This window comes from Microcoleus sp. Pol7_A1 (assembly GCF_036701085.1).
GTDB classification, from domain to species: domain Bacteria; phylum Cyanobacteriota; class Cyanobacteriia; order Cyanobacteriales; family Microcoleaceae; genus Microcoleus; species Microcoleus asticus.
Genome location: NZ_JAUBQD010000005.1, coordinates 24261 through 48237 on the forward strand (window position 1 = coordinate 24261; position 23977 = coordinate 48237).

A 23977-nucleotide genomic window follows, 5' to 3' on the forward strand; every position below is an offset into this window, starting at 1 on the left:
TATTACCGAAGTGTATTCCATCTAAGATATTGCACCATTTTCAATAGGTTTTTTAGGAGCGGGCTAGAAGAGCAACGGCCCACCAGAAAACTCACTCTTTGTGGAACAGGTCGTCGGGCGTTTTAAGCAAGAATGGTGCAAAATATGAGTTTCATCCAACTCAACTAATTTCCTCCTCAATTTCGGAATGATATCTCGGACACGACCAATTGCTCGGCAGCAAAGAAGGCCATCCCTCCCGCAGCGCTTCCAAACAAACAGCACGCACAGTTAATTGACAGTCAAGCAGCTCTACACCAGCTTTTTCAACTTGCTTTTTGCCAATTTTTGAAATCGATTCATCGCTAAATTCAAAGGTTTTGTGACACTGAATGCAAACCAGATGGTGGTGGTGGTGCAATTCCTGCAAATTCAGTTCGTAATGTTTGTGTCCTTCTGCTAATTCTAGTTCACGCAGAATCCCAATCCTTGCTAATAAATGCAGGGTGCGGTAGACAGTTGACAAACCAATTCTTTCTCCTTGATTCTGCAAAGTCTGGTATAATTCTTCCGCACTCAAATGATTTCCTTGCCGCAGACTTTGAAAAACGCTCAAAATAGTTTCTCGCTGGGGAGTCAGGCGGCAGCCTCTCTGATTTAGTTCGAGTTTGAGTGAGTTAGCGCTGTATAAATTCATATTCGTGAAGAAATAAAAAAGAAGTAAGAAAGATTTCGTGATTCATCATTAATGCCTCTAGCTACTTATCCCTGTTGGTAAAGGTGTAACTGGAGGATTAGTTGTCGGTATTTCTCTGTAAGCTTTGTGAAGCTTTGAGCAATGTTGCTGACAAGAATTGGCTAAACAAGTTTTCGGTTCAAAGTCAGTACAGCCGATCGCCTCCTCAGTACAAGCAACGCACGGCCGCACAGTACACTTGAGGCGGTAGTCATTAGTAAAAAACTCGCAATCCGAACACGGAATTTGATGCAGTCGCCGAATTTGATGGACTCCTTCTCGCAGCGCTACTGCAACACTCCACGAAAACAGAACCATGACAGTCACGATACAGAAACAGCAAATAAAAACAGTCATAGGGAGATTTTCTCAACAGTACATACAAATTCCGAACTGAGCCAATTTAAGCAAGAAAGTTGAACTTTGTTTCTTGCTTAAATTTGATTCAGATGCTATTTTAACCTCAGTTCACAACACCTCGGAAAATTGCATCAATGCCAGCAAAATTGTCTAGCAGCAAATAGGCAAGGAAGGCTCCACTGGTACCGCCCATCACCAAACCGCCCCGGAATAAACTCCAATCTTCCGGCGTTTTGTGCCAGTAAAGAACTTTATCGGCTTCGATGTTCCGATTTTCGTAAATGGAGAGGCCCATTGCCAAAATCAAGACTAATGCCAGAGTTGCCAGCAATGCTGCTAGAGGTGCTAAACTTTTTTCTTGTAAAGGCAGCAATACTGCAAAAGCTCCTACCAGGAAATAGCCGTGAGCCAAACTAACTTCTAATCCCCTGACTATGGGAGACAATCCTTTGCGGTAAATCGGCAAATTCCGTAAAAAAGTTACAGTCACATCGGAAAAACTTACTGCTGCTGCGGGTTGAGCTTGAACCCGATCGGACTTTTCAACATTCCTGGCAGTTGCCGTTACAAATTCGCCCGATCGAAAATCAAACCCTGCTGCTTTTGTCCGAACGCGCAGCGCGTGCCAGATGTGACCGGAAAGCGCCAAAATCGCCAAGACAAAGTGAGTTGTTGCCAGCCAAGTCCGCGAAGAAACAACCGCTGCATCTGGACCTGTCAAACCCACAGGGCCGTAGAAAACCTCTGGATAAACCGTATCATTTACAGTCACGAAGTAGGCTGCCAAAAAGCCCATGTAAGCCAGAGCGCCCAAACTGTAAGAAAGGTAAGCTTCCCCAGACCAAAACAGCACTCGCTGGGCCCAAACAAAAGGCTTGGTAAAGATATGCCAGAAACCGCCAAGAATGCAGAGCAAGCCAACATAAATGTGACCGCCGACAACATCTTCTAAGTTGTCAACTGCTGCCATTCCTTCCGGGCCGTGTACGGGCAAGAGATAGCTAAAAATGCGGGCGGGATTGAACGTCGGTTCGCTAATTATCCGCACGTCAGCAACGTGGGGATCGTAAAGACCGCCCCAAAATAAGGCTTTTGCCACCAACAACCAAGCACCAGCACCTAACAGCAATAGGTGAATGCCGATGATGGTTGTCATCTTGTCTTTGTCTTCCCAGTCGTAGCCGAAAGAACCAAAGAAAGTTTTGTTTTGCGGCAATACTTTCGGGCCGAGCAAGGAATGGTAAAGCCCGCCTGCACCGAGAACGGTAGAGCTAATTAGGTGCAAAACTCCGATGACGTAGTAGGGATAGGTATCAATAATTTGACCTGCTTTTCCTACTCCAAAACCCAAACTTGCCAAGTGCGGCAGCAGGATTAAACCTTGGTCGTACATCGGCAACTCTGGGTTGAAATTCGAGAGTTCAAACAGGGTCATTGCCCCGGCCCAGAGTACGATTAAACCTGCGTGAGCTACGTGAGCTCCCAAAATTCGCCCTGAAAGGTCAATGAAGCGGGCGTTGCCGGCCCACCAGCCGTACTCGCTTTGTGGGTTGTCCGGTTCTGGAATTAAATTCGGATCTGCTATTCCTTGCATTTTTGCTTTCCTCCTGATGCGGTTAACTGGCTGGACTGGCTGCAATTGGGCCGCCCCTTGGCTGGATGTCTTCGCGCATTGGCTGCACGACTTTGCCTTTGCGGAAGTCAAATCCTGCTGCTCGCAGGGCGTGCCATAAATGTCCTTGCAGGACGAAGAAGGCGAGCCAGAAGTGGGTGTTAGCCAACCAGACGCGGGAGGTCAGCATTCCTTGGCTGTGGAAGTAAGGAAATTGCTCGAAGCCGATTTTTAGGGCCGGCCCGTAGAATTCCTCTGGGTAGACTAGGGTGTTGACCGACACAAAGTAGGTGGCGATGAAGCCCATTAAGGCTAGGGCGCCGAGACTGTAGGAGAGGTAAGCTTCTCCTGACCAGATGAAGAGGCGCTCCGTCCAAGCAAAAGGCTGGGTGCGAATGTGCCACAGGCCGCCGACTATGCAGAGGATTCCTACCCAGATATGGCCGCCGACAACATCTTCGAGGTTGTCAACCGCGGCGAGCCAGTGTTTGCCACCTGCACCGAACAGGTAGCCGAAAATGACAGCGGGGTTGAGTGTGGGTTCCGAAATTACCCGCACTTGCCCGACTGTGGTATCATATAAACCACCGAAATACATTGCTTTGGCCACCAACAAGAAGGCACCGATACCTAACAAAACTAGGTGGATGCCCAAGATGGTGGTCATTTTGTCTTTGTCTTCCCATCTGTAGCCGAAGAAAGGAGTTCTTTCTTCGAGGGTTTCTGGCCCTTTGAGGGAGTGAAAGATGCCGCCGAAGCCGAGAAAGGCTGAGCTGATTAAGTGAATCGCGCCAACGGCGAAGTACGGATAGGTATCGACAATTTTGCCTCCGGCACCGACGCCCAAGCCGAGTCTGGCTAGGTTGGGCAGCAGAATTAAGCCTTGTTCGTACATGGGCAATTCTGGGTTGAAGCGGGAAAGCTCAAACAGGGTATAGGCTCCCGCCCAGAGGACGATGAGGCCGGAGTGGGCGACGTGAGCACCCAGCAAACGACCGGAAAGGTTAATTAAGCGGGCGTTCCCGGCCCACCAGGGAAAGGTTTCTCCTTCGGCTGGGAAGGATTTTTTTGCCATGCTTGTCACGGCGAGTTACCTCTTGAGAAAGATGTCAATTGAGTCTTAAGCTTGTGCGGCTTATTGATATAGATAATCAACAATTTTGAAAGTTTAGTCAAGTCTTTTTGATAATTTTTTTCACTTTTTTTAGTTAAGATATGTAAACCACTCGCCCAAAAGAGCTTAAAGCTAATTTTTTAGGGTGGTTTGAGCGATCGGCTCGCACAAGCTTCATTACTGCTCTAGGTTGACAGTCAGTAAATATTTATAGATTTATTGATAAAATATTTTATTAAGGTGCAGCCATTGAGTGGCCTGGACATTTCAAATCAAAAGCCTGAGAGCAAGTGTTCCCAGGCTTTTTTAGCTAGATTTGTAATTGCTTGTTGCATCGGGCGCGATCGCTCAAGCAGAGGATTTGGTTTCTTCGGCTACTTGCTCGTTGTTAGGCAACTCCAGGCAATAACCCGCCCCGTATACGGTTTTGATGTACCGAGGATGGCGGGGATCGGGTTCCATCTTGGTTCTCAGGTGTCTGATATGTACGCGAATAGTTTCGATGTCGTCGTCGGGGTCGTAACCCCACACTTCTTTGAGAATTTCGCTGGGAGAGACTGTCTGACCGTGGCGTTGGAGCAAGCAGTGCAGCAACTCGAACTCTAGGTGAGTCAGTTTGACGGTCTTAGCGTACCAAACAGCTTCAAACCTTTCGGGGACAAGGGTCAGCGGGCCGTAATTCAAGATTTCGGAGTGTTTGGCAGCTTGGGGGATGCGGTCTGTGCGCCTCAGCAAGGCTCGCACTCGTGCCAGCATCTCTTCTAGTTCAAAGGGTTTGGTCAGATAATCGTCGGCGCCGGAGTTGAAGCCTTCTACTTTGTCTTGAGTTTGACTTAAGGCGGTCAACATCAAGACGGGAATGTCGGCTGTGCGCTCGTCGCGCCGCAACCGCTGACACACTGTGAATCCGTCTACTCTAGGCAGCATCAGATCTAGCATGATCAGGTCGGGAAGCAGTTGTATGGCTAGTGCCTGACCTTTGATGCCGTCTTCTGCCTGGGTGACTTCGTAGCCAGCCATTTCTAGGTTGACGGCTACGAGTTCGGCGATCGCCGCGTCATCATCAATAACAAGTATCCGGGGCATCATTATTTATCTCACCGCTAACCGAATGGCAGAGCCTACAGCCTTCTGGGGATTCCAGGTAACTTTAACGAACAATTTTTTAATTTTAAGCTTCATTAAGGATGATAAGGTTCATTAAGAACTTTCCGGGCTCTGTAAATATTCTTGTACTAATTATAAGCCCTAGGAGCGCATATCAGAAAACTGTTCGCCAAGAATCTTGCTGGGGGCCGATTTTTTTCGACCAAGAACAGCTTGAACTTTTGGAGGGTGCGCCTGCGACTTCACAGAATCCCCCTAACGGCAGCCCGCGTCTTGCAGAACCCTGTTAACCCTTAACTGTTAATTATTTGAAGTTGTTAATTTTTATTAAACAAAAATGTGTTTGTTGAGGGGTAGTGCTTACTTTTTTGGGCTGTTGACGGGAGATTTAAATAATATCAATATAAGTATTTATAAAAAAAAAATATATTAATATCGTTTAATAGTATCGGATAAAAGTCAAATAATCAATCCCGCCACCTGAAAATTTCAAGCCTATTTTTTTGCAAGTGGGGCTGATTTTCCGATCGCCCTGAAATCAGCGAAACAACCTATAAAAACCGCTTGCATACATACCTACTAAGGGCGAGTTTGCGATTGAGCTGGCTGAGTATTTTTGCTGGCAACAGTCGCCTTAAAGCCTAATTTTTGGAAATAAAGACCGCCGATGGTGGCTAAGAATATTGTGTAAGCCGCCGCTTGGACGAGATAAAGTCGATCTCTGTATCCAAACAGTGCTTTTAGAACCACTCCCGGAAATTCCCGATCGGGCAAAATTTCCGCTGCATTCCACACGAGGGGACCTAAAATACAAGAGTGGAGTGGTGCGAGGCGATCGTAATAAAAACAAATCGCTGCATACTTGCTATTCATCTGCGACAAAATCCCAGCCGCTTGGTCAAAATGTTTGAGTGCAGATACTGCTAAACCCGCTACAATTAGCAGCAACAAAATCCCCATAAACTTGAAAAAGAGGCGGATATCAATTTTGACGCCCCACTTGAATATTAGCGTGCCAATGATTGCCGCCCCAAGCAAACCGCCCAAAGCACCTAAAGCCGGAGTTAAACCTTGTTGAAATTGGGCGCTGACAAATATAACTGTTTCAAAACCTTCGCGAAGTACAGCGATAAAAATTAAGCCGAATACGCCCCAGCCAGCATTAGTATTTTCTTTCAAAGCTGCTGAAACTGCCCCTTCTACTTCAGCTTTGAGAAAGCGCGCTTGCTGAGTCATCCAAATTAGCATCCAGCTTAGCATTACTATGGCAACAATTCCAAGAGAACCTTCGAGCAGTTGCTTAATTACTGGTGCGTAAGGCTGATTTGATGTTGAGAGCGCGTGGAGCAACAGATTGAATAATGCACCTACACAAGCGCTAGCAGCAATGCCGGCTGCGATACCTGTATAAACCCAAGAATTGAGGTGACTTTGCTCGGATTTTTTTAAGCAAGCTAGCACAATTCCCACGACTAAAGCGGCTTCAACGCCTTCGCGGAGGGTAATTACAAAAGTTGGGATGGCTTCAGTAAAATTCATTTTTTGATAACTGCTAATTTGTAGTTAGTCCTTAGTCCTTAGCAACTTTTGTTTTAGCGCTAGCAGAAGATCAAATGATTGAACCGCGAAGGCGCGTTAGCGCTCTTGTCACGAAGGAATAGAAAGAAGAGAAGCAGCAGGTATTCTTAAGGCGGTTCGCGAGTAACTAAGGACTAATAAATAAGGACTGCCGACTCTTATTTTCCTTAACTAAAATCCCGCAGCATTTTTTTTAGTTCTACTTGGTGCAATTCTTCTTGTCCAATCAGACTGCGGGCATATTCTTCCAGATAAACGCTGGAGTTTGTCACTACTTCAAGTAAAGATTTATACTTTTTGAGCGCTTTTTTTTCGTGATTTAGACTTTCTTCCAAAAGGTCTTTTACCGAGTGTTTGTAGGTTTCTTCGATCGTAGCAATTTTTTGGGTGGGATGCCCTTCTAAACCTGTTAAAATTTCTCCGGCTTGTTGGGCGTGGAGTAGGGATTCGGTTGCTTGTGCTTTAAAAAACTGTACGATGGGAATCCGGTTTGGCCCTGTCACCATGAGTGCATAGTGGGTGTAGCGCACGACTCCTGCTAGTTCCCATTCCATGATGGTGCATAGCAGTTCTTGGGTTTTTTTCTCGTCAAGTTCTTTCATTTGTTGTTTTAGATGTAGAATACCCTACAGGGCGTTGCTTATAATATCACATTTAAGTTAAAAAGTAAAATTAAGGCGCACAGTTTGCACATTACCGGATAGGTGTTGTATGTGAGTTACGGGTTAACTTCTAAGGTTCCAGTAGGAGCAAATACTACAGTAAACTTAGCGACTGGTGGCGCACTGCTGCTGTTGCTAGTCTCGGCAAATTTGAGCAGATTTGGCAAAGGAGTTTGTTGGGTGTAATCCTTGGCTGGTTGATTCAGGGGCTCGAAATTGCCGATCGCCCCATCTTGACTTGCACTGACCCTATAGACTAGATTTTGAGTGAAAGTAGGGCTACTTTGCCAAGTCTGATTTATGCGATCGTAGACTTTCAGAGCTAACTCATCTAGTTTAGCGCGATCGGTAATTTCTGCTGTCTGATTTGTTCCATCCACCGCCTGAACTTCCTGCTTACCTGCTGATACAGGTGCAGCTTAGACAGTCCGATCTTTAGGGCTACTCGCAATAGCTGTTTCAGAAGACTTATTCGTAAAAGGTGCAACATCAGGAGACTTTTCAGGCAGCTTTTTTTGACTGTCAGTAACCATAGCCGGAAGCGCACTGCTACTCGCAATAGCTGATGGGGCCGATTTATTAGGAACAGGATTAGCATCTGCTACCTTACCGGGATTTTGACCCTCAATTGTCAAAGACTTGACGTGAAAACCGCGAAACTTTTCTTTTTGGCTAACGCCACATTGCGATGGGATAAGTCATTCGATTTTAGATTTTGGATTTTGGATTGACCCCACGGATAAATTCGGGGGCTTGAGGATTTTAGATTTTGGATTGATTCCACGGATAAATCACGTGGCGGGTACCATCAAGAAATTCTTGGTCACAAAGAAAAGAATCAAAACTCCGATGCTAACCCAAACTATTTTGTGCATCTCCCTGGCTGGGAGTGGTTTATTTTTTGTCTTTATTATCAAACCTCACATTACCTAATTTTACGGTAAATAGGGAAAGAGAGGATGCCAGTACATAGCTGTGACGGAAACCAATAACTATATTAACTAGCCATAATTCGGACTTTTTAGTTTCAAAAACACGCAATACTTTGGCTTTGATTAGCGATCGGGCAATTTCACTGCTGCTGTCGTCACAAACTTAATGCAATTTTTTCTCAATAAATGACAATAAAACCCATTAGGGATGTTCAGTTAATTCTTTATATTTTTTTAATATTCTTGTTTGAGCTTGACGGTGAATACATTTTGCTTGTGAATCTGTAAATAAATATTGATAATTCTTATGAAAAAGCTTCAATGTGCAGGCTGTCTGTAAAATATCCAAATAATTCTTCAGGATGATTTAATGTAAAATTTCTGCTCCTCAAAACTCTGGCCCTGAGGCGCTAATCTATATCGAATAAGCGATCGCCCGCCACAAGTCCCCCGATCGCCCGATCGCAGAAATACCCCCACAGGGGATAGTAAATTTTTGTAAAAAATAGTTGACTAAAAGGCTGGAAGTTCTCTTGTTTGGGATACATCAATGCACATACCTGATGGTTTTCTTTCACCGCCAGTAGCCATTGCCACCGGCATAGCAAGTGTAGCAGCAATTGCAGTTGCCCTAAATCGAACCCGCGCCAGTCTTGGACTGCGGCAAGCCCCAATCATGGGCTTAACCACAGCTTTCGTATTTGCTGCCCAGATGATCAACTTTCCCGTAGCCGGCGGCACCAGCGGACACTTGTTGGGAGGAGCGCTGGCATCTGTAGTTTTGGGGAGTCCTTGGGCAGCCACTTTGGCAATGAGCACAGTTTTTATAATTCAGAGCGTCTTGTTTGCCGACGGGGGCATCACCGCCCTGGGAGCCAATATTTTTAACATGGGGCTAGTTGGCATTTGGGTGGGTTGGTGGCTGTTGCAGCCGCTACAGCAACTCTTGGGAGGTTCGCGAAATCGTTTGCCCCTAGCCGCGGGTATCGCCGCCGCCCTCAGCGTCGTGGCTGCTTCGATTTGTGTGGCGATCCAATTGGCAATTTCTGGAACAGTAGGGCTCAATATCGCACTGCCAGCAATGGTAGGCGTACATATTTTAATTGGGATTGGCGAAGGGATAATTACAGGCGGCGTTTTAACTTATCTCGTCAAAGTGCGGCCGGATTTACTGCCGGGAGAACAGCCACAATTGCAGAAATGGGTAGTGCCGATAATCGGAGTTTTATTAATTTCGGGGGTGCTTTCGCTGTTTGCTTCAAGTTGGCCTGACGGGTTAGAAGCGGTAGCCGAAAAATACGGCTTTAAAGATAAAGAAGCTGTGGCGATCGAAAATCCTACTCCTTTAGCAGATTACACAGTTAAAGGATTAGAAGAACAGCCTATAGGTACTAGCATTGCTGGAGTTTTAGGCTCTGCTGTCTGTTTCGGCGCGGCTTTTGGGATTGCTCAGTTGGTTAAACCTAAAAATGCTTAAGCTCTCCATACCTTTCCGATTGCGTCTGTCTCTCATAATTGTCATCGGTATTGGTTTTATGAAGACAGGCGCTTGGCTGTGGCTGTGGATTTATGGGACGATCGCACTTTTTTGGTCGTTTTGGCTCAAGGCTCCGGTGCGAACCCTAGCGCAACTGTTGGGAGCAGAATTGCTTTTTCTCTCCTTATTAGTGCTGCCCCAAGGTTGGGAACGCGCCAGTTTTCTGTTGCTGCGTTCCCTAATTTGCCTGCTGATCATGAACAGTTTTCTGCTAACTTTGCCGCCCCACAGTTTCGGAATCGCCCTCAAAGGATTACCCCTACCAGCAGGCTTGCAAGAGATTGTACTTTTAGCGGGACAATATTTAGAAATCTTGCTAGCCGAAGTCAGCCGGATGAAAAGATCGGCTCAACTACGAGGCTTATCGGGTACGGGAGGATGGCTGCGCTACGCCAGTGCTTCCATGATCGGAGCGCTTTATTTGCGAAGTCTCGATCGGGCGGAAAGAGTTCATGCAGCCATGTTAATTCGCGGCTATCAAGGAAGTTTGCCCGCCGACTCAAAATCGACACCAAAAGAGCGACTCTGGCTGACATTCACAATTTTAACCGCAGCCGCATTAACAACAGCTTCTTACGGTAATTGGGAATGGGTAATCGGGAATGGGTAATTAACTGGTTCCCATGAAGAGCCTGGGAACCGATGTCCAGAGGCTCTGCCTCGCTTCTTGCGGAGCAAAATTGGAGGCAGAGCCTCCCGATCTGCGTTCCCAGGCAGAGCCTGGGAACGAGTAGTAATTATTCAATCTAAAATCTAAAATCTAAAATCTAAAATCGGATGACTAATCTCAAAGTGATGCCAACAATTGAAGTACAAGACTTAGTATTCGGATATCCGCAGCAAAAACCTGTGTTGCAAGGAATTTCCTTCACCTTACAACCCGGAGAAAGAGTTGCTCTACTAGGTTTAACTGGCGCTGGAAAAAGCACTTTGCTCGAAAACTTGATCGGATTAAAAATGCCTCAATCGGGCGAGATTAGAGTGCAGGGAAAAAAGCTGGAAGAGGCGACTTTATCGCAGGCGCGCAGGCAGATTGGATTTTGCTTTCAAGACGCTAACGACCAGCTATTTATGCCCACTATTTTGGAGGATGTAATGTTCGGGCCGCGCAATTACGGAGTGCCCCCAGGAGTTGCGCGCGATCGAGCTTTAGCTCTATTAGACGAATTCGGTTTAGTAGAATTTGCCAACCGTTCGGCCCACGAACTTTCGGGTGGTCAAAGAAGGTTGGCAGCATTAGCAGCAATTTTAGCATTAGAGCCGGCAATTTTGATTTTAGATGAGCCGACCAACGGACTCGACCCCTCGTGGCGGCGTCACTTGGCTAAGGTTTTGTCCCAATTGCCGATCGAGGTAATTTTGATCGCGTCCCACAATTTGAATTGGATCGGGAAAACGACTCAAAGGGCGTTAGTTTTGGCTGACGGTCAGATTCAGGTCGATCGAGAAACGCAAGAATTGCTAAAAGATCGATCGACTCTTGAATATTACAATTTGCCGCCAGACTGGTAATTAGCCATTAGTCATTAGTGCTGTACATAAAACGGTCAATCGATTTTAGATTTTAGATTTTAGATTTTAGATTAAAGAATTGAAGCATTCACCCAGCCCAAAAACGGATACGCGGCCACGTACTTAAGTCGTGGAAAGATAAAAATTTTAGACCCTAGTTCAAGCTCCCAGATTTATCTGTGGAGTAAATCTAAAATCTAAAATCTAAAATCTAAAATCTAAAATCGACTGACCTCACGGATAAATTTGGGGGGCAAGTTTCATCGGATACAAGTTTTTTATTTCTGGACGGATGAATCCGGGGGCTTGTATCCTGGATGCTTTCGGTCATAACTGCAAGTGAGTGCTTTGCTTCGGCTTGATCTGCTAACGCTTCGGTCGCAATGACAGGCAATATATATCTCTTATTAAAGCTCGAATTTGCGAACTGCTTCATTATAAAAATGAATAGCTAAATCGCGAATAATTTCTTCATTTTGAAAATCATTTCCTAACTTCTCTTTCGCCGTTAAAACACACATTTTCATCAACTCGGATGAACTTTCAATGTGAAGCGCGATCGCACTTTGGTTTTGTTGAAACCCGGCCTCGATTTCCGCCAGCATTTTGACCGATTGATAATTAGCAGATTGCTGTAAATTTGCTGCCATTTTTTCCTGCTTTTTCCTTTGAACTTCCTCGGAAAAACCCGCAGCAATGAGCCCCGCAGGTAACGCAAAAATTCCGATTCCCAAAAATGCTAATATTGCTCCTAAAAATTTCCCTAAAGGAGTGATTGGATAAATATCACCGTAACCGACAGTAGTTAAGGTCACAACTCCCCACCACATTGCATCGAGGATGCTCGCAAAAGTTTCTGGATGCGCCTCATTTTCAACAAAATACATGACGCTAGAGGCAAATATTAACAGAATAAAAACTGCAAAGGCAGTGGCAATTAACTCCTCTTTTTTAGCGTACAATACTGCTCCCAGAGTTCTGAGCGAATCTGAATAACGGCTCATTTTTAGCAACCGCAACAAGCGCAGCAGGCGAATTAAATTAACGAAGCTTAAATTAGGAAATAACAGCACTGAGTAAAACGGTATAATTGAAATTAAATCGATCAGACTTAGCGGTGTAATACCGTATTTCAATCTTCCCCAAAGCGGGTGGCTGTATCTGCTATCGACTGTACACACCCACACCCTCAAAAGATATTCTATTGTAAATACTAAGGATGAAACAATTTCGATAATTTCTAAAAGGAACTTTTGTTCTTGCGACAATGCGGGTGAAGTAGAAGCAATAAAAGCTGCGACGTTTATTACAATTAAAAAAGTGATAACAATATCGTCTGCTAAACTGTATAAATTGCCTATATCGGATTTTTCTAAAATTGCATAGATTTGAGTTTTGATTTGTTTGGGCATCTGAGTTTCTCCTAAAAAATGGACAATTAACGATCGCGCTTTACTACAGTCTAAGCAATTATATTCAAAAAATTAAGCAGGATTTGCCTTACGGCTAAAAATCTGGTTTCTTCAAAGATGCTCTCGTTGCGAAACTCTATATTGAACGCGGTGGAAACTGGGTTGTTTGGGGCAACGGCATTCTAGTAAAATTTAGAGTTAATCTGGAAAAATTTTCCAACTATTACTGGGTTTGGAGGCAAAAAGCATGAAGGTAGCCGTATTTAATACCAAATCCTACGATCGCACTTTTCTGACAGCAGCCAATGTCGGCGGTCAACACGACTTGGTTTTTTTTGAAGCGCATCTGACCCTAGAAACCAGCGTTTTGGCCGCTGGATTTCCGGCCGTCTGCGCGTTCGTTAACGACTGCTTGGACGCGAAAACGCTGCGGGCGATCGCCGAAAAAGGCGTCCGCTTACTGGTTTTGAGATCGGCTGGATTCAACCACGTCGATTTAGCAGCAGCGAGGGATTTAGACCTAACTATCCTCCGAGTTCCCGCTTATTCTCCCTACGCCGTCGCGGAACACGCAGTCGCTCTGATTTTGTCCCTCAACCGCAAAATCCACCGGGCTTACAACCGCGTCCGCGAAGGCAATTTCGCCTTAGACGGCCTGTTGGGTTTTGACCTCCACGGCAAAACGGTGGGAATCGTGGGAACTGGCAGAATTGGCGCAATTACTGCCCAAATTCTGCACGGATTCGGGTGTCGCCTGCTGGGATACGATTTTTTCCAAAACGTAGATTGCCTTGCCCTAGGCATGGAATACGTCTCACTCCCGGAACTGTTCGCAGCCTCTGATATTGTCAGCCTTCACTGTCCGCTGATGCCGGAAACTTACCATTTGATCGGTGCAGAGGCGATCGGGCAAATGAAACCGGGGATGATGCTGATCAATACCAGCCGCGGTCAGTTGATTGACACTAAAGCTGTGACCAAAGCACTGAAGTCTGGTAAAATTGGCTACCTCGGCTTAGATGTGTACGAACAAGAGACGGATCTGTTTTTTGAGGATTTGTCAAATCACGTCATTCAAGACGACGTATTTCAGCGCTTGCTGACTTTCCCCAACGTCCTGATTACCGGACATCAAGCTTTTTTCACCGAGGAAGCTTTGACAAATATCGCCGAAACCACGATCGCCAATATCGCCGACTTTGAACAAGGACGCCCTTGCGCGAATCAAATCGACCTCGATCGAGTGAAAAAATGAGTCAAAAGACCGATTTGCCAGCTAGGGGAATTGTTTAAAATGAAGTTATATCCTTATTTTTGCTTGCAATTTTGGAAGCTCTGCCTTAGTCTCATCAATTAGTCGCGGCTGCATGAGTCCTGTGCTAATTGCCTGAGAATTATACTGCCAGCAACTCACAGCCTGCAATTTTACTAGACACCGGAGAAAGTATCAAATGACACAAGCTAACTTTTCTGACGAGACACAAACAGTCACTGAAGTCGTCACAGTAGACCTGGTGGAGGACAAACCGGGGGTCATGACTACAGTGACAACCACAGAAACACCGACAAACCAGCTCCAAGATATTAAAGACCAAGTTATTACAATTTTGTCGGAACTTCCAGCCTATCTATCCAATTTTTTTGCTGACTACCAAAAGCCTCTCATAACTGTTGGTTTAATCCTGGCAGGCGGTATTAGCATTAAGGTAATGCTGGGAGTTTTAGATGCTCTTAATGATGTCCCTTTGGTAGCTCCAATTTTTGAGTTGATTGGTATGGGATATACGGGCTGGTTTGTTTACCGCTATCTGCTCAAAGCTTCTAATCGCCAAGAGTTGTTAACGGAAATCGATTCTTTAAAAGAACAAGTTGTAGGTAAAGATTCTTAAGGGAAGGAAGAAGGAAGAAGGAAGAAGGAAGAAGGAAGAGGGAAGAAGGAAGAAAGATGATTTTTCCCGCTCTCCCCTGTCCAAATCTCGGACTCCTCCCTCTCCCGCTCTCCCACTATCCCGCTCTCAATTTGGATGGCAAACTTGTTGCAAAGTGGCGGTAAAGTCCGGGTAGGAAATGGCAGCGGCTTCTGCCCGGTGAATGTTAGTAATACCTGTGGCGTTGAGGGCTGCGATCGCCAAACTCATCGCTATTCTGTGGTCGGTGTAGCTGTCAACATCGGCGCCAGTTAAAGGAGTTCCCCCGGTAATTTCTAAACCGTCGGGTAACTCGGAAATTTGGGCTCCCATGCGGTTGAGTTCAGCAGCAGTCACGGCCAGCCGATCGCTCTCTTTGACCCGCAACTCGGCCGCATCTCGAATTATTGTAGTACCGGACGCAAAGATCGCCGCTACGGCCAAAATCGGGATTTCGTCAATCAGTCGGGGAATTAAGTCGCCAGCAATGGTGCATCCCCGCAATTGGCCGGAACTGCGAACCAAAATATCCGCTACAGGTTCTCCGGCTGCCTCTCGCTGATTTTGCAGTTCAATATCGGCGCCCATCATCTCCAAAGCTTCCAAAATGCCTGTACGGGTTGGGTTGACGCCGACATTTTCGACTACGAGTTCCGAACCCGGGACGATCGCCCCAGCAACTAGCCAAAATGCCGCCGAACTAATATCCCCCGGTACAATCACATTCTGCCCTTGCAGTTGTGTCGGCCCAGTGACTGTCACGCTACAAGTTTCTGGATCGACGCTCAATCGGGCTCCAAACGCCCGCAGCATCCGCTCGCTGTGATCCCGCGACAGAGCGGGTTCTGTGACTGTAGTTTCTCCGCTTGCCATCAAACCGGCCAGCAAAATGCAAGATTTAACTTGAGCCGAGGCGATCGGAGAATGGTAGTGAATCGCTTTTAACTGCTGTCCGAGAATCCCTAAAGGAGCTAAAGAATTGCTCTTTCTACCCCAAATTTGCGCTCCCATTTGTTGCAGCGGTTTAATGACGCGCGACATCGGGCGCGATCGCAAAGAACTGTCACCCGTTACCGCATAAAAACGCCCCGGATGAGAGGCTAAAATTCCTAACATCAGCCGCATCGTCGTGCCGGAATTGCCCGCATCCAAGACTTCCACAGGCTCCTCTAACTCGCCAATTCCGACACCCGTGACTGTCACCCGTTCCGCGTTGAGTTCAGAAACTTTGGCTCCCAAGAGCGAGAAACATTTAGCAGTGCTGCGGGGGTCTTCTCCTAGCAGCAATCCTTCAATTGTAGTTTCACCTCGGGCGATCGCACCTAACATCAAAGCTCGGTGAGAAATCGACTTATCGCCCGGAACTCGAATCCTCCCGACCAGCGACAAGCCCGAGGCCGGTTTTTGAATGCTTAAAGTTTGAGTTTTGTCAAGAAGCGAAGTAGTTATAATGTCAGCTTGCATTGAGATAAACTAGGATGGGATGGCGTTAGCTATCCTACCTTTTTCCCAGTCCTAAGTCAGTCGTCTTCTGGAATGCCTGCGGGTTTTTTCCCAATGTGTCCAGTTAACTCCAAGGCTGATTAAACTCGCCGGGACAGTGCGCTGTCAGTTGTCAGCGACAAGAGAAAGCGGGCGCAACTGCACGGATTTTACCTTAATTTCACCTTAATTTCACAAATAGTTCGCGATCGCACTTGCGACCTCACAAACCCGGTTTCTTCGTATATTTATCATTACTAAATGCCAAATTTCGTAGAAACCGGGTTTCTAGCCTCTATGGGGGTCCTGACAAATACTATCTGTCTATCTGCCTAGATTTCATGTTCTGCTCTCAGTTATCGACCAGATGATTGAATTTTGACAGAACAATTTTAGATTTTCGATTGCGAGTTGTAGAGTTTTCATTTTTTTAAGCAAAAGCTCCGGAATTTGGAAGCCAGCCAATCTAAAATCTAAAATCTCAAGTCTCAAATCTGAAACTACCCGATCCACAACAACCCCTACACTTTTGTTTATGCTGACCCATCACCGCAAGCCTGTAAGTTTATCGCTGGTATCCACAGATTTACCTTTGTGGTCAGTCGTTGAAACGGCTGGTACGCTTTATCAAAAAGACCGGGATCGCTTTCACTTGTTGTTGCACGAACCAGCAATAATCGATCGCCAATTTTCCGACGACTCCGACGAATCTGGCGAGCAAGTTACAATCTTACCCCCAACTACAAAACCCCGGTTGCTCTGGCTAGAAGTTTCACCCTATCGAGTCATTATGACCATGCAAGGAAACGGCAAATATAGTTACCGCCATTGCTGGGAACGAGAAATGTACGGGCTGAGCCGTTATTGGCTTCAGGGCGAATCGCTGGCGACTCCCGAACAGTTGCGACTCCGTAACTTCACTCGCAACTTGACGCTGACAGGAAAGCCAGAACCGGAACACCTGCGGTTAGAATATGAGTTGTGGTCGGAGAAAGTGCAACTCGGTCGCTATATTTTGAATCTAGAAATTCATCACTAAAATTGGGGATGGATAATTGGGGATGGGTAATTGGGAATTAGTAGATGTCCGGTGAAGGCGACGCCTTCCAAAACTCATGCACGGCGCAGCCTTGTTCGCGGCTCGCGTGGCAATCTCAAAACTCAAAACTATTAATCGTTAGGAACTGCTCTTACAATAATTAATCAGTTTGCTAGTCAAAGCGTCTTGATTTGCGGCTGCTTGATTCGCCTGTTGGCCGACTCTAATAATATCTGCTTGAGCTGTTTGGATTTGCTCTCGACCTTCTATACTTGTAGAAGCGAGATTTCCAGCCTGAAGGCTTTTGCTGATGTCGCCGAGTGCTTGACTAATTTCCTGGAAGGATTTAACCGATGGCTCCTGAATTTCTTTGAGGGTTGGATCTGTTATTCGCAGATCTTCAAGTTCAGTCGCTATCAGGTTCAAATTTTTAGCTAAATTGTCGGTCGTTGCAGCATCGTTGCTGTCTTTATCAACATCAATGAGAGCGTTGCCTTTGTTGACAATTTCAGTAAATTTAGTACACTGGACAGCTCGGCTATCGCTGCAACTAATCGTCAGCGTACAGCAAGCAACAACTATCAGCAGGATGGCAATCTGTTTGCGAAAAAAGTACATGAACCCTCGGTTGCAAAAAAAAGTAGATTCTGGGATTTTGTCGTAGAGTGCGTCACTCGATTTTCGATTTTCGATTTTCGATTTACTTGCGACATTGAATCAAAGGAGCTGGAACTTTGGTCTAAAATTAGGGATTGTCCACAAGGCGAGTGTACGCGGCACAGTATCCGTTTTTGGGTGTGTCAGCGGGCCGATCGATATATCGACTGTCGAAAAACTTTCGCGGCATTCAGACACGCTCTACTAAGCTAAACTACGTACCTGTTTAGGAATTATGGTCAAAAACAGCAATAACCTAAAGAAGGGCAGCATTTGGGGATATCTTACCCTGCTTTTGCCTATTTCCTTGACGGCGGTTGCCAGTTTCGAGTCGGGAGGGATGTTTTGGGCGATCGCCACCACAGCGGGCATTGCTTGGGCTTACAAGCTCTACCAGCAGCAGCAAAAACACAAACTCGCTCATTTAGACTCGGTTTTCTACAAGTTGATCAAGGAAAATCAAGGGCGAGTTACGGCTTTGGATTTGGCGATGAATGCGAAACTCCCCGGAGAAAAGGTTCAAGAGTATCTCGACGAACGGGCCTCTGAGTTTGCAGCGGAGTTTGAAGTGACGGAACAAGGCGGAATTTTGTATTATTTTCAAATAGCTCCACCTGTCAATCAAAGCGAAACAGCTAATGCGGGAATAGCTGTTCAAGAGCCTCCCACAAATCGGGAAAAAGCACAAGAGAAAAAACCAAATTTATTCCCCATTGCTCAAACCAAGACTCCTGAAAAACCCAAAATCTCTTTTACTCAGACGGAACTCTCCCGCCGGTTCAAAGTTCACGCAACTACGATCGGCAAGTGGAAAGTTAAGCCGGAGTTTGCTCAGTGGAGCCGCGAAAAAGACCCGGAGGATCTCGCCTGGGAATATTCTACAGAAAAGAAGCGATTTTATCCCAAAGATTGAGTTCCTCCGGTATTTGCCAAAATAGATCGAGAAACCCGGTTTATACGACGCTCTGCGGTTAGTAACGAAGAATTTGGCAAGAAACCGAGTTTCTGAGACTTGAGCGCCTGCTTGACTGATTTTAGTGCCGTTGACCGAAAGCATCCAGGATACAAGCCCCCGGATTCATCCGTCCAGAAATAAAAAGCCTGTATCCGATAAAGCAACCCCCGAATTTATCCGTGGGGTCAATGCTTCAATTCTTTAATCTAAAATCTCAAATCTCAAATCTCAAATCGATTGACCGATCGACCTCTTTAGGTTATTTTAAGTAAAATTGTGTTTTGTTGAGTTTGCCTCATAGCAAGCGGTCAATTCGATTGTCATATCTGTTTCTTTTTTCTCCTATGTCCAAAACAACCTTGCGAGTAGTCGCCCGCCTCGCTGCCTTTCCCGACAAAGTAGCAGAACTTAAATCTCTGCTGCTGAGCATTATGGAGCCAACTCGCAAAGAAAAAGGCTGCATCAAATACGAACTCCTGCAAAATCAAGCCGATCCCACAGATTTTACGTTTGTTGAAGAGTGGGAAAGTGCAGCTTTGCTCGAACTACATCTCGGTTCAGATCACATTCAAGACGCTGTGCAGAAATTAGACGGTTTGGCTGTTGGGCCTCCAGATATCCGCCGCTATGAATTGCTAGCTTAATCGGGTTTTTATAGCAATTTTATTAAGGTTTTTGAATTAGCTTCGACCCCCCTAGCCCTCCTTAATAAGGGGGGAAAAGAGTGAGAGTTAAAATTGTAGTAACTTCGGAAAATTTTATGACATTAGCAACCATAAAACAGTTATTCACTTATCCAATTAAAGGGCTGACACCGCAAGAAATGTCGGAGTTTGCTTTAACAGCCGGACACGGAATTAAGGGCGATCGAGCTTTTGCTCTCATGTTTGCAGATAATATTGAAGCTGCAAAGATGCCCGTCCAAAATGTCCCTTGGATGAGCAAAAAACATTTTGCCGTCCAAAATGATTGGCCTCTGTTAGCAGCTTTAGAATGTCATTATCAACCGGAAACGGCCGTTTTAACAGTCCAGCGTCAAGGAGTTGCAGTGTTATCAGCAGAAACGAACACAGCAGCGGGGCGCGATCGCATCGGCACTTTTTTCACCGAATATCTGGCCGCAATTCAACCCACAAAAGAAGCGAGACATCCGCAGCTTGCACCTTTGCAATTAGTCGGCGACAGCAGCGGCGAAACTCGTTATCCCGATCGAGAACCCGTACACATTTCTTTACTCAGTCAAGCCACATTAGACCAATTAACAGAAATTGCTCTTCAAAACATAGACGTGGGTCGATTTCGCCCGAACATTGTGCTAGAAGGTATGGCAGCTTGGTCAGAATTTGAGTTGATCGGAAAACAGTTTCAATTAGGCACGGCGCGCATACAAGTTACAGCACGAATCGGTCGCTGTGTCAATATAGAAGTGAATCCCGAAACGGGCGATCGGGATATTTCCCTACTGAGTTTACTCCAAAAGGAATTCGGTCACGCACAAACTGGAGTTTTAGCCAAAATTATCAACAGCGGCACAGTTAAAATCGGCGATGTTTTGACTTCTGATTAATAAAAAGCAACCTTAAGATTGTGAATGCTGCCTAACTTCTTCTACTGATAAACTCAGCGCTTCTGCCACTTGCTCTGTATTCAATCCCATTGCCAACAACCGAGGGATGGCATCCCGCCGCGCTTGGGCTTCTGTACTCAAAGCCTGCTCTGCTAAGGAAGCTCGTTCTGTACCTGTCAGCAGCAAATTGCCCTCGCTATCCCACCACCGCAGCCACAGCATTGTCTGGTTTTGATAACTGCCTTGCCACAGTCCTAATTCTACGCCCATTGGCGCGATCGGATAATGACCGCGCGAGTTCGGAAGCAACTGCTGGTAAAACCCATTGTTCAGGCTGTAAACCTCCAGCCTGCCACTATTGATCTCATAGATGCCATAATACGGAATCCGCACGATCCGCTCATAGACCCAAAACTTCCCAGGTCTTGGCGCCGATTCGACTTCTGAGTACGATAACGGCGTTGTGTCTCGCTCTTGTGAACCGTCTCCCGATGCGAACTCCAAAGCAATCATCGGAGCCATGAATTCCCGCCACAGCACGTAAGAGCGACGAATCTGATTTCCTAGTCTTGGTGGCACGTTCGGCACGTAGAACCAATCAGGAGCTTCTGCTCCCTTTTCTTGCGGGTCTGTTTCTCGCCAATATATGCCACAGTCTTGCCCTATAGCATATTGCCCATCGGGATGAAGCCGTTGCAATACCGACCCAATAGAATCAGTCAAAATAATGCTCTGGGGACGCTCCTGAAAATTCTTCACGAAAGTGCCATCTTCCTCTGGCAGTTGAGTGTGGTCGGGGAAGGGAGAGGGAAGGACAATCTTTTCGGTTGCCTGGTTCATGCTACCTCTCAAGTATTGCAGCTTACCTGAATATCTTAACTCATCCTGCTTCCGGCACCCTTACCTTATTACCAATCAACTTCAGAAAACTCGCTCCAAAATGTTGAATTTCCAAAAAATTAGCATAAGCAGGAGTGGACTTATAAACTCTAAAAGTCCGCATAATTCCTAAAGTCGCCGCACTTTCCAGCGGGCCGATAAAGCTAGTATCCCTGTCCAAAAAATGAGACTGCTTAGCCCAGTGTGCCATCTGATCCGCATTCAAAAAATAGCAGCCGGAATGAGGATTTAAAGCCCGCTCAAAAGCGATTGTTTGTTCCATTATTTTTCCCATTAACTGCCGATGCTCCTCCACATTTTGAAACTTAGCAGTAGCTGTTTCCGCTAAATAACCATCAACATATGCTTTAAAAACAGCCCCTTGAGGCGATATTTCATAGCGATTAGGTTGCAGCAAATTCCCATTTCCCCCGTGATGTGTAAACCACTTTAATTTACTAAAAAACCACGGGTCATGCAGAACTAAATCATCTTCCAAGTAACAGAAATAATCGTATTTGTCGAGACACGCTCGCAAAACTGCTTGACACTCAAAACCCAACAGCAGCGGTTCGCATTTTGTAGGGTGGTGCATAAAAGATCTGGGCTGCACTGGCAGTTGAGGCAACAGATGATAGCCTTGAGTAGTGCAAACAACAATGTCAATTTCATGCTGTTGAGATTGATTGGCAGGGATAGTTGCACATTCGCGAATGTCAATCATCGACTGAGATTTGCCGTACAAAGCTTGCAGCGATGTCACGGAAGCGGTTAAAGCATTTAGTCGCGGTTGCGGTTCATTTCGCTGGGAAGCGTGTTTCCCGTCGCCGCTGGGATTGTAAAAGTGAGCAATAGTGAATAGAATTCGCATTGGTGTGGAGTAACAATTAAAAATTAAACAATTAAACAATTAAACAGAACGAGCGCACAATAACCCTATAAATCTTACCGCATTTAGCCACCAAATAACTCCGGCAGGCGATCGCGCAACTCAGCATTTAAACGCGGCAACTCGTCCCGCATTTGTAAGTACCAATCTCGTCGCTGCCGGTAGTGTCCGCACAGCAAGCGGTTGTCGCGCACCCATTCGTAAGCATTCGCGGCTATTTTCCGACGCATAGAAGTGTCAGAAATCAGCGAATTTAGCTTAATCTCAAACTCTTTTTCATATCTATAAATCAATCCGGTTTCACCTTCGACAATCGAATGTTCGTACACGGTGGGACTTGCCAGCACCGCTACTCCCCGCGCTGCACATTCAATAAATTTTAAGTCGGATTTCATTTCGTTAACCGGGTTGGAAACGAGCGGCAACAGAGCGATATCGCAACTGTACATAATTTCTTGATACCGTTCGTAACTGCAAAATGGTTCAAATTCTTTTTGCTGTATTTTTAAAGCTTCAAAAAATCTGCGGTCGTGGATTACTTTAACTCGAATCTGGTGTTTGTGTGCGACTAAAACTCGATTTAACGCTGGCATAATCGGCTGCCAATCTTTTTCGCGGTTTAGCGCACCAAAAAAAATTGTGACTGTATCTTCTGCCGGATAAATTCGCGGCGGAGGTAGATAAGCTAATTGATTGGGAAATACGGCCACATTGGGATTGTAGTGCCGCAAAATTTTTGCGAGGGGTTCTGTAGAAGTTTGAACGCAGTGACAGCCGCGATAGCTGAGGTAATTATTGTCGGCGTATTCGCGGCGGCGGACGGGATTATCGTCAATTTCAGCTACTATTAAATAGTCTTGTTGCAGCAGTTCTTTGAGTTGGGGAATATAGCCGGGATATTGCATGATTGTCCGCTGCCAGATGAAGACTTTTTCTTCTCCAGACAGTGGCGGAATTAATTCTGCTGCTTTCACGCCGGATACGGTGCGGACACCGGGAATTGTGGCGCTAAATTTGTCCGGTTCCAAAACTCGCACGCGATCGCACCCTGTAGGAGCCATAATGATAGTCTGAATCAGCAGTCTGCGCGCAGGTACGGTCGATTTGGTCGATCGCACGATATAATATTCAGCACCTGTTTCCGTAGCAAAACTGCTTGATGTGAGCTCTAAAGCCTTTACCATTGGATGCAGCAATTCCTGAAAGCGGACAAAATTTTCGGTTTTGTGTCCCTTTCCTTGAAATTCATAAACCTGCAATCCGGCTTGAGCAAATAGTGATTTAATACTTTCTAGAGTAAACCAGTGCTGCATCTTGCTGTCGGCATTTTCCCAATGTCCCCGCAGCAGATTGACAATTCGCCGCCAGTATTGAACATTGGGGATTCTAGCGAGAATTTGCCCCTCTCGATTCAGCAAAGCACTGTACTGCTTGAGGATATCCCAGGGATTTTTGAGGTAGGGTAGCAAGTCGCCAAAAAGCAAACAATCGACGGTTCCTGGAGCGATGTCGAGACTTTCGATGGAAATTTCTTCTATATTTGCTACCGTCACCCAGTTTAGCCGATCAACCGCAATTTTAGCTTTTTCTCGATCGCATTCAATGCCAATATACTGACAATGGGGATTGATCAGCTTGTACTGTTCGCCTGTCGAACCCGTACCGCAGCCAATTTCAACAATGACTTTAGCATCCGGCGGTAGCAGCTTCAACAGGTCGTGGTTGGCGCGATCGATCACTTTCTCTAAAATTCCTGATTAGTTTATCGTAAAATAAAACCGAGCAACCCATGCCAACAGACGACCAGCCGAAGGTTAGCATTGCGATGCCAGTATACAATAGCGATCGGCACATTTGTCAAGCACCAAATTTTCTGTTGCCAACTCTTTCTCTTCCCTCTCTTCTCTTCCTCTGCGCCCTCTGCGGTTCATTTAATCTTATTCACCCATCCTGCAAGGATTGCTATATCTTAGCAAATATTGAGCAAAATTATAATTTATTCTCAACCCATACCCTCATTTAGCGCGATTGAGCATCTCAATTAATTCGGCTTTTTTCCCA

At 45.9% G+C, this 23977-nt stretch carries 24 protein-coding genes; 9 read left to right on the forward strand and 15 right to left on the reverse strand.

Translation table 11 applies throughout. The features are described 5' to 3' along the window. Positions 1 to 160: 160 nt before the first annotated feature. From QUA20_RS05140 to QUA20_RS05180, 9 genes are all read right to left on the reverse strand, one after another. Entirely contained in the window at positions 161 to 676 is a 516-nt protein-coding gene (locus QUA20_RS05140) for a transcriptional repressor (RefSeq protein ID WP_333186038.1), read from the reverse strand. 57 nt (positions 677 to 733) lie between these two features. After that, positions 734 to 1072 carry a hypothetical protein gene (locus QUA20_RS05145; protein ID WP_333186040.1) on the reverse strand — a complete coding sequence of 113 codons (339 nt, stop codon included), beginning with the start codon at positions 1070 to 1072 and terminating at the stop codon, positions 734 to 736. A gap of 106 nt (positions 1073 to 1178) precedes the next feature. After that, positions 1179 to 2669: a chlorophyll a/b binding light-harvesting protein gene (locus QUA20_RS05150; RefSeq protein ID WP_333186042.1), complete on the reverse strand. Its 1491-nt coding sequence runs from the start codon at positions 2667 to 2669 to the stop codon at positions 1179 to 1181. Positions 2670 to 2691: 22 nt separating this feature from the next. Next, on the reverse strand, positions 2692 to 3762 hold the full coding sequence (locus tag QUA20_RS05155) for a chlorophyll a/b binding light-harvesting protein (RefSeq protein ID WP_333186043.1): 1071 nt from the start codon (positions 3760 to 3762) through the stop codon (positions 2692 to 2694). 387 nt (positions 3763 to 4149) lie between these two features. Then, complete coding sequence (locus QUA20_RS05160; RefSeq protein ID WP_172186445.1) at positions 4150 to 4887, reverse strand: response regulator transcription factor; 738 nt, start codon at positions 4885 to 4887, stop codon at positions 4150 to 4152. 600 nt (positions 4888 to 5487) lie between these two features. Continuing rightward, positions 5488 to 6447, reverse strand: a complete 960-nt coding sequence (locus QUA20_RS05165) for an FTR1 family protein (RefSeq protein ID WP_333186045.1) — start codon at positions 6445 to 6447, stop codon at positions 5488 to 5490. A gap of 206 nt (positions 6448 to 6653) precedes the next feature. Further along, entirely contained in the window at positions 6654 to 7088 is a 435-nt protein-coding gene (locus QUA20_RS05170; protein WP_172186430.1) for a ferritin-like domain-containing protein, read from the reverse strand. A 116-nt stretch (positions 7089 to 7204) separates the two neighbouring features. Then, positions 7205 to 7528, reverse strand: coding sequence for a hypothetical protein (locus tag QUA20_RS05175; RefSeq protein WP_333186047.1), 324 nt, complete (start codon positions 7526 to 7528; stop codon positions 7205 to 7207). Positions 7529 to 8490: 962 nt separating this feature from the next. Beyond that, the gene (locus QUA20_RS05180) at positions 8491 to 8628 is read right to left on the reverse strand and encodes a hypothetical protein (protein WP_333186050.1); all 138 of its coding nucleotides are present in this window, start codon (positions 8626 to 8628) and stop codon (positions 8491 to 8493) included. Between the two features lie 2 nt (positions 8629 to 8630). Here QUA20_RS05180 and QUA20_RS05185 point away from each other — a divergent pair, with 2 nt between their 5' ends. The 3 genes from QUA20_RS05185 to QUA20_RS05195 all read left to right on the forward strand — a co-directional run bounded on the left by QUA20_RS05185 (position 8631) and on the right by QUA20_RS05195 (position 11129). Continuing rightward, positions 8631 to 9557 (forward strand): energy-coupling factor ABC transporter permease, encoded by a 927-nt coding sequence (locus tag QUA20_RS05185; protein WP_172186427.1) that lies wholly within the window; start codon positions 8631 to 8633, stop codon positions 9555 to 9557. Beyond that, a complete protein-coding gene (locus tag QUA20_RS05190) occupies positions 9550 to 10227 on the forward strand; it encodes an energy-coupling factor transporter transmembrane component T (RefSeq protein WP_333186053.1) in 678 nt (225 codons plus the stop codon). The genes QUA20_RS05185 and QUA20_RS05190 overlap by 8 nt, the downstream gene beginning before the upstream one ends. A 167-nt stretch (positions 10228 to 10394) precedes the next feature. Further along, on the forward strand, positions 10395 to 11129 hold the full coding sequence (locus tag QUA20_RS05195; RefSeq protein ID WP_333186056.1) for an ABC transporter ATP-binding protein: 735 nt from the start codon (positions 10395 to 10397) through the stop codon (positions 11127 to 11129). A 407-nt stretch (positions 11130 to 11536) separates the two neighbouring features. On the opposite strand, the gene QUA20_RS05200 is transcribed toward QUA20_RS05195, so the two are convergent. Beyond that, positions 11537 to 12541 carry an ion transporter gene (locus QUA20_RS05200; RefSeq protein ID WP_333186059.1) on the reverse strand — a complete coding sequence of 335 codons (1005 nt, stop codon included), beginning with the start codon at positions 12539 to 12541 and terminating at the stop codon, positions 11537 to 11539. A 247-nt stretch (positions 12542 to 12788) separates the two neighbouring features. Between QUA20_RS05200 and QUA20_RS05205 the strand changes: the two genes are divergently transcribed. Then, entirely contained in the window at positions 12789 to 13796 is a 1008-nt protein-coding gene (locus tag QUA20_RS05205) for a 2-hydroxyacid dehydrogenase (RefSeq protein WP_333186062.1), read from the forward strand. 196 nt (positions 13797 to 13992) lie between these two features. Further along, positions 13993 to 14430 (forward strand): CAAD domain-containing protein, encoded by a 438-nt coding sequence (locus tag QUA20_RS05210; RefSeq protein ID WP_333186064.1) that lies wholly within the window; start codon positions 13993 to 13995, stop codon positions 14428 to 14430. Positions 14431 to 14556: 126 nt separating this feature from the next. Here QUA20_RS05210 and aroA read toward each other — a convergent pair whose 3' ends face one another. Then, entirely contained in the window at positions 14557 to 15912 is a 1356-nt protein-coding gene (gene aroA, locus QUA20_RS05215) for a 3-phosphoshikimate 1-carboxyvinyltransferase (RefSeq protein WP_333186068.1), read from the reverse strand. Positions 15913 to 16465: 553 nt separating this feature from the next. Here aroA and QUA20_RS05220 point away from each other — a divergent pair. Then, positions 16466 to 16969: a hypothetical protein gene (locus QUA20_RS05220; protein ID WP_333186070.1), complete on the forward strand. Its 504-nt coding sequence runs from the start codon at positions 16466 to 16468 to the stop codon at positions 16967 to 16969. Between the two features lie 138 nt (positions 16970 to 17107). On the opposite strand, the gene QUA20_RS05225 is transcribed toward QUA20_RS05220, so the two are convergent. Further along, positions 17108 to 17587 carry a hypothetical protein gene (locus tag QUA20_RS05225; RefSeq protein WP_172186419.1) on the reverse strand — a complete coding sequence of 160 codons (480 nt, stop codon included), beginning with the start codon at positions 17585 to 17587 and terminating at the stop codon, positions 17108 to 17110. A 274-nt stretch (positions 17588 to 17861) separates the two neighbouring features. On the opposite strand from QUA20_RS05225, the gene QUA20_RS05230 reads away from it, so the two are divergent. From QUA20_RS05230 to QUA20_RS05240, 3 genes are all read left to right on the forward strand, one after another. Next, the gene (locus tag QUA20_RS05230; RefSeq protein ID WP_333186073.1) at positions 17862 to 18539 is read left to right on the forward strand and encodes a hypothetical protein; all 678 of its coding nucleotides are present in this window, start codon (positions 17862 to 17864) and stop codon (positions 18537 to 18539) included. Between the two features lie 386 nt (positions 18540 to 18925). Then, positions 18926 to 19225, forward strand: a complete 300-nt coding sequence (locus tag QUA20_RS05235) for a putative quinol monooxygenase (protein WP_333186076.1) — start codon at positions 18926 to 18928, stop codon at positions 19223 to 19225. 116 nt (positions 19226 to 19341) lie between these two features. Next, entirely contained in the window at positions 19342 to 20148 is an 807-nt protein-coding gene (locus QUA20_RS05240) for an MOSC domain-containing protein (protein ID WP_333186078.1), read from the forward strand. 12 nt (positions 20149 to 20160) lie between these two features. On the opposite strand, the gene QUA20_RS05245 is transcribed toward QUA20_RS05240, so the two are convergent. The 3 genes from QUA20_RS05245 to QUA20_RS05255 all read right to left on the reverse strand — a co-directional run bounded on the left by QUA20_RS05245 (position 20161) and on the right by QUA20_RS05255 (position 23655). Next, complete coding sequence (locus QUA20_RS05245) at positions 20161 to 20988, reverse strand: Uma2 family endonuclease (protein ID WP_333186081.1); 828 nt, start codon at positions 20986 to 20988, stop codon at positions 20161 to 20163. A 40-nt stretch (positions 20989 to 21028) separates the two neighbouring features. Next, a complete protein-coding gene (locus tag QUA20_RS05250; protein ID WP_333186083.1) occupies positions 21029 to 21898 on the reverse strand; it encodes a calcium-binding protein in 870 nt (289 codons plus the stop codon). 83 nt (positions 21899 to 21981) lie between these two features. Continuing rightward, on the reverse strand, positions 21982 to 23655 hold the full coding sequence (locus QUA20_RS05255) for a methyltransferase domain-containing protein (RefSeq protein WP_333186085.1): 1674 nt from the start codon (positions 23653 to 23655) through the stop codon (positions 21982 to 21984). Positions 23656 to 23977: the final 322 nt, after the last annotated feature.

Coding starts and splice junctions, on each gene's coding strand:
- QUA20_RS05140 (WP_333186038.1), bottom strand. CDS start 676: ATGAATTTATACAGCGCTAACTCACTCAAACTCGAACTAAATCAGAGA.
- QUA20_RS05145 (WP_333186040.1), bottom strand. CDS start 1,072: ATGACTGTTTTTATTTGCTGTTTCTGTATCGTGACTGTCATGGTTCTG.
- QUA20_RS05150 (WP_333186042.1), bottom strand. CDS start 2,669: ATGCAAGGAATAGCAGATCCGAATTTAATTCCAGAACCGGACAACCCA.
- QUA20_RS05155 (WP_333186043.1), bottom strand. CDS start 3,762: ATGGCAAAAAAATCCTTCCCAGCCGAAGGAGAAACCTTTCCCTGGTGG.
- QUA20_RS05160 (WP_172186445.1), bottom strand. CDS start 4,887: ATGCCCCGGATACTTGTTATTGATGATGACGCGGCGATCGCCGAACTC.
- QUA20_RS05165 (WP_333186045.1), bottom strand. CDS start 6,447: ATGAATTTTACTGAAGCCATCCCAACTTTTGTAATTACCCTCCGCGAA.
- QUA20_RS05170 (WP_172186430.1), bottom strand. CDS start 7,088: ATGAAAGAACTTGACGAGAAAAAAACCCAAGAACTGCTATGCACCATC.
- QUA20_RS05180 (WP_333186050.1), bottom strand. CDS start 8,628: ATGTATCCCAAACAAGAGAACTTCCAGCCTTTTAGTCAACTATTTTTT.
- QUA20_RS05185 (WP_172186427.1), top strand. CDS start 8,631: ATGCACATACCTGATGGTTTTCTTTCACCGCCAGTAGCCATTGCCACC.
- QUA20_RS05190 (WP_333186053.1), top strand. CDS start 9,550: ATGCTTAAGCTCTCCATACCTTTCCGATTGCGTCTGTCTCTCATAATT.
- QUA20_RS05195 (WP_333186056.1), top strand. CDS start 10,395: ATGACTAATCTCAAAGTGATGCCAACAATTGAAGTACAAGACTTAGTA.
- QUA20_RS05200 (WP_333186059.1), bottom strand. CDS start 12,541: ATGCCCAAACAAATCAAAACTCAAATCTATGCAATTTTAGAAAAATCC.
- QUA20_RS05205 (WP_333186062.1), top strand. CDS start 12,789: ATGAAGGTAGCCGTATTTAATACCAAATCCTACGATCGCACTTTTCTG.
- QUA20_RS05210 (WP_333186064.1), top strand. CDS start 13,993: ATGACACAAGCTAACTTTTCTGACGAGACACAAACAGTCACTGAAGTC.
- aroA (WP_333186068.1), bottom strand. CDS start 15,912: ATGCAAGCTGACATTATAACTACTTCGCTTCTTGACAAAACTCAAACT.
- QUA20_RS05220 (WP_333186070.1), top strand. CDS start 16,466: ATGCTGACCCATCACCGCAAGCCTGTAAGTTTATCGCTGGTATCCACA.
- QUA20_RS05225 (WP_172186419.1), bottom strand. CDS start 17,587: ATGTACTTTTTTCGCAAACAGATTGCCATCCTGCTGATAGTTGTTGCT.
- QUA20_RS05230 (WP_333186073.1), top strand. CDS start 17,862: ATGGTCAAAAACAGCAATAACCTAAAGAAGGGCAGCATTTGGGGATAT.
- QUA20_RS05235 (WP_333186076.1), top strand. CDS start 18,926: ATGTCCAAAACAACCTTGCGAGTAGTCGCCCGCCTCGCTGCCTTTCCC.
- QUA20_RS05240 (WP_333186078.1), top strand. CDS start 19,342: ATGACATTAGCAACCATAAAACAGTTATTCACTTATCCAATTAAAGGG.
- QUA20_RS05245 (WP_333186081.1), bottom strand. CDS start 20,988: ATGAACCAGGCAACCGAAAAGATTGTCCTTCCCTCTCCCTTCCCCGAC.
- QUA20_RS05250 (WP_333186083.1), bottom strand. CDS start 21,898: ATGCGAATTCTATTCACTATTGCTCACTTTTACAATCCCAGCGGCGAC.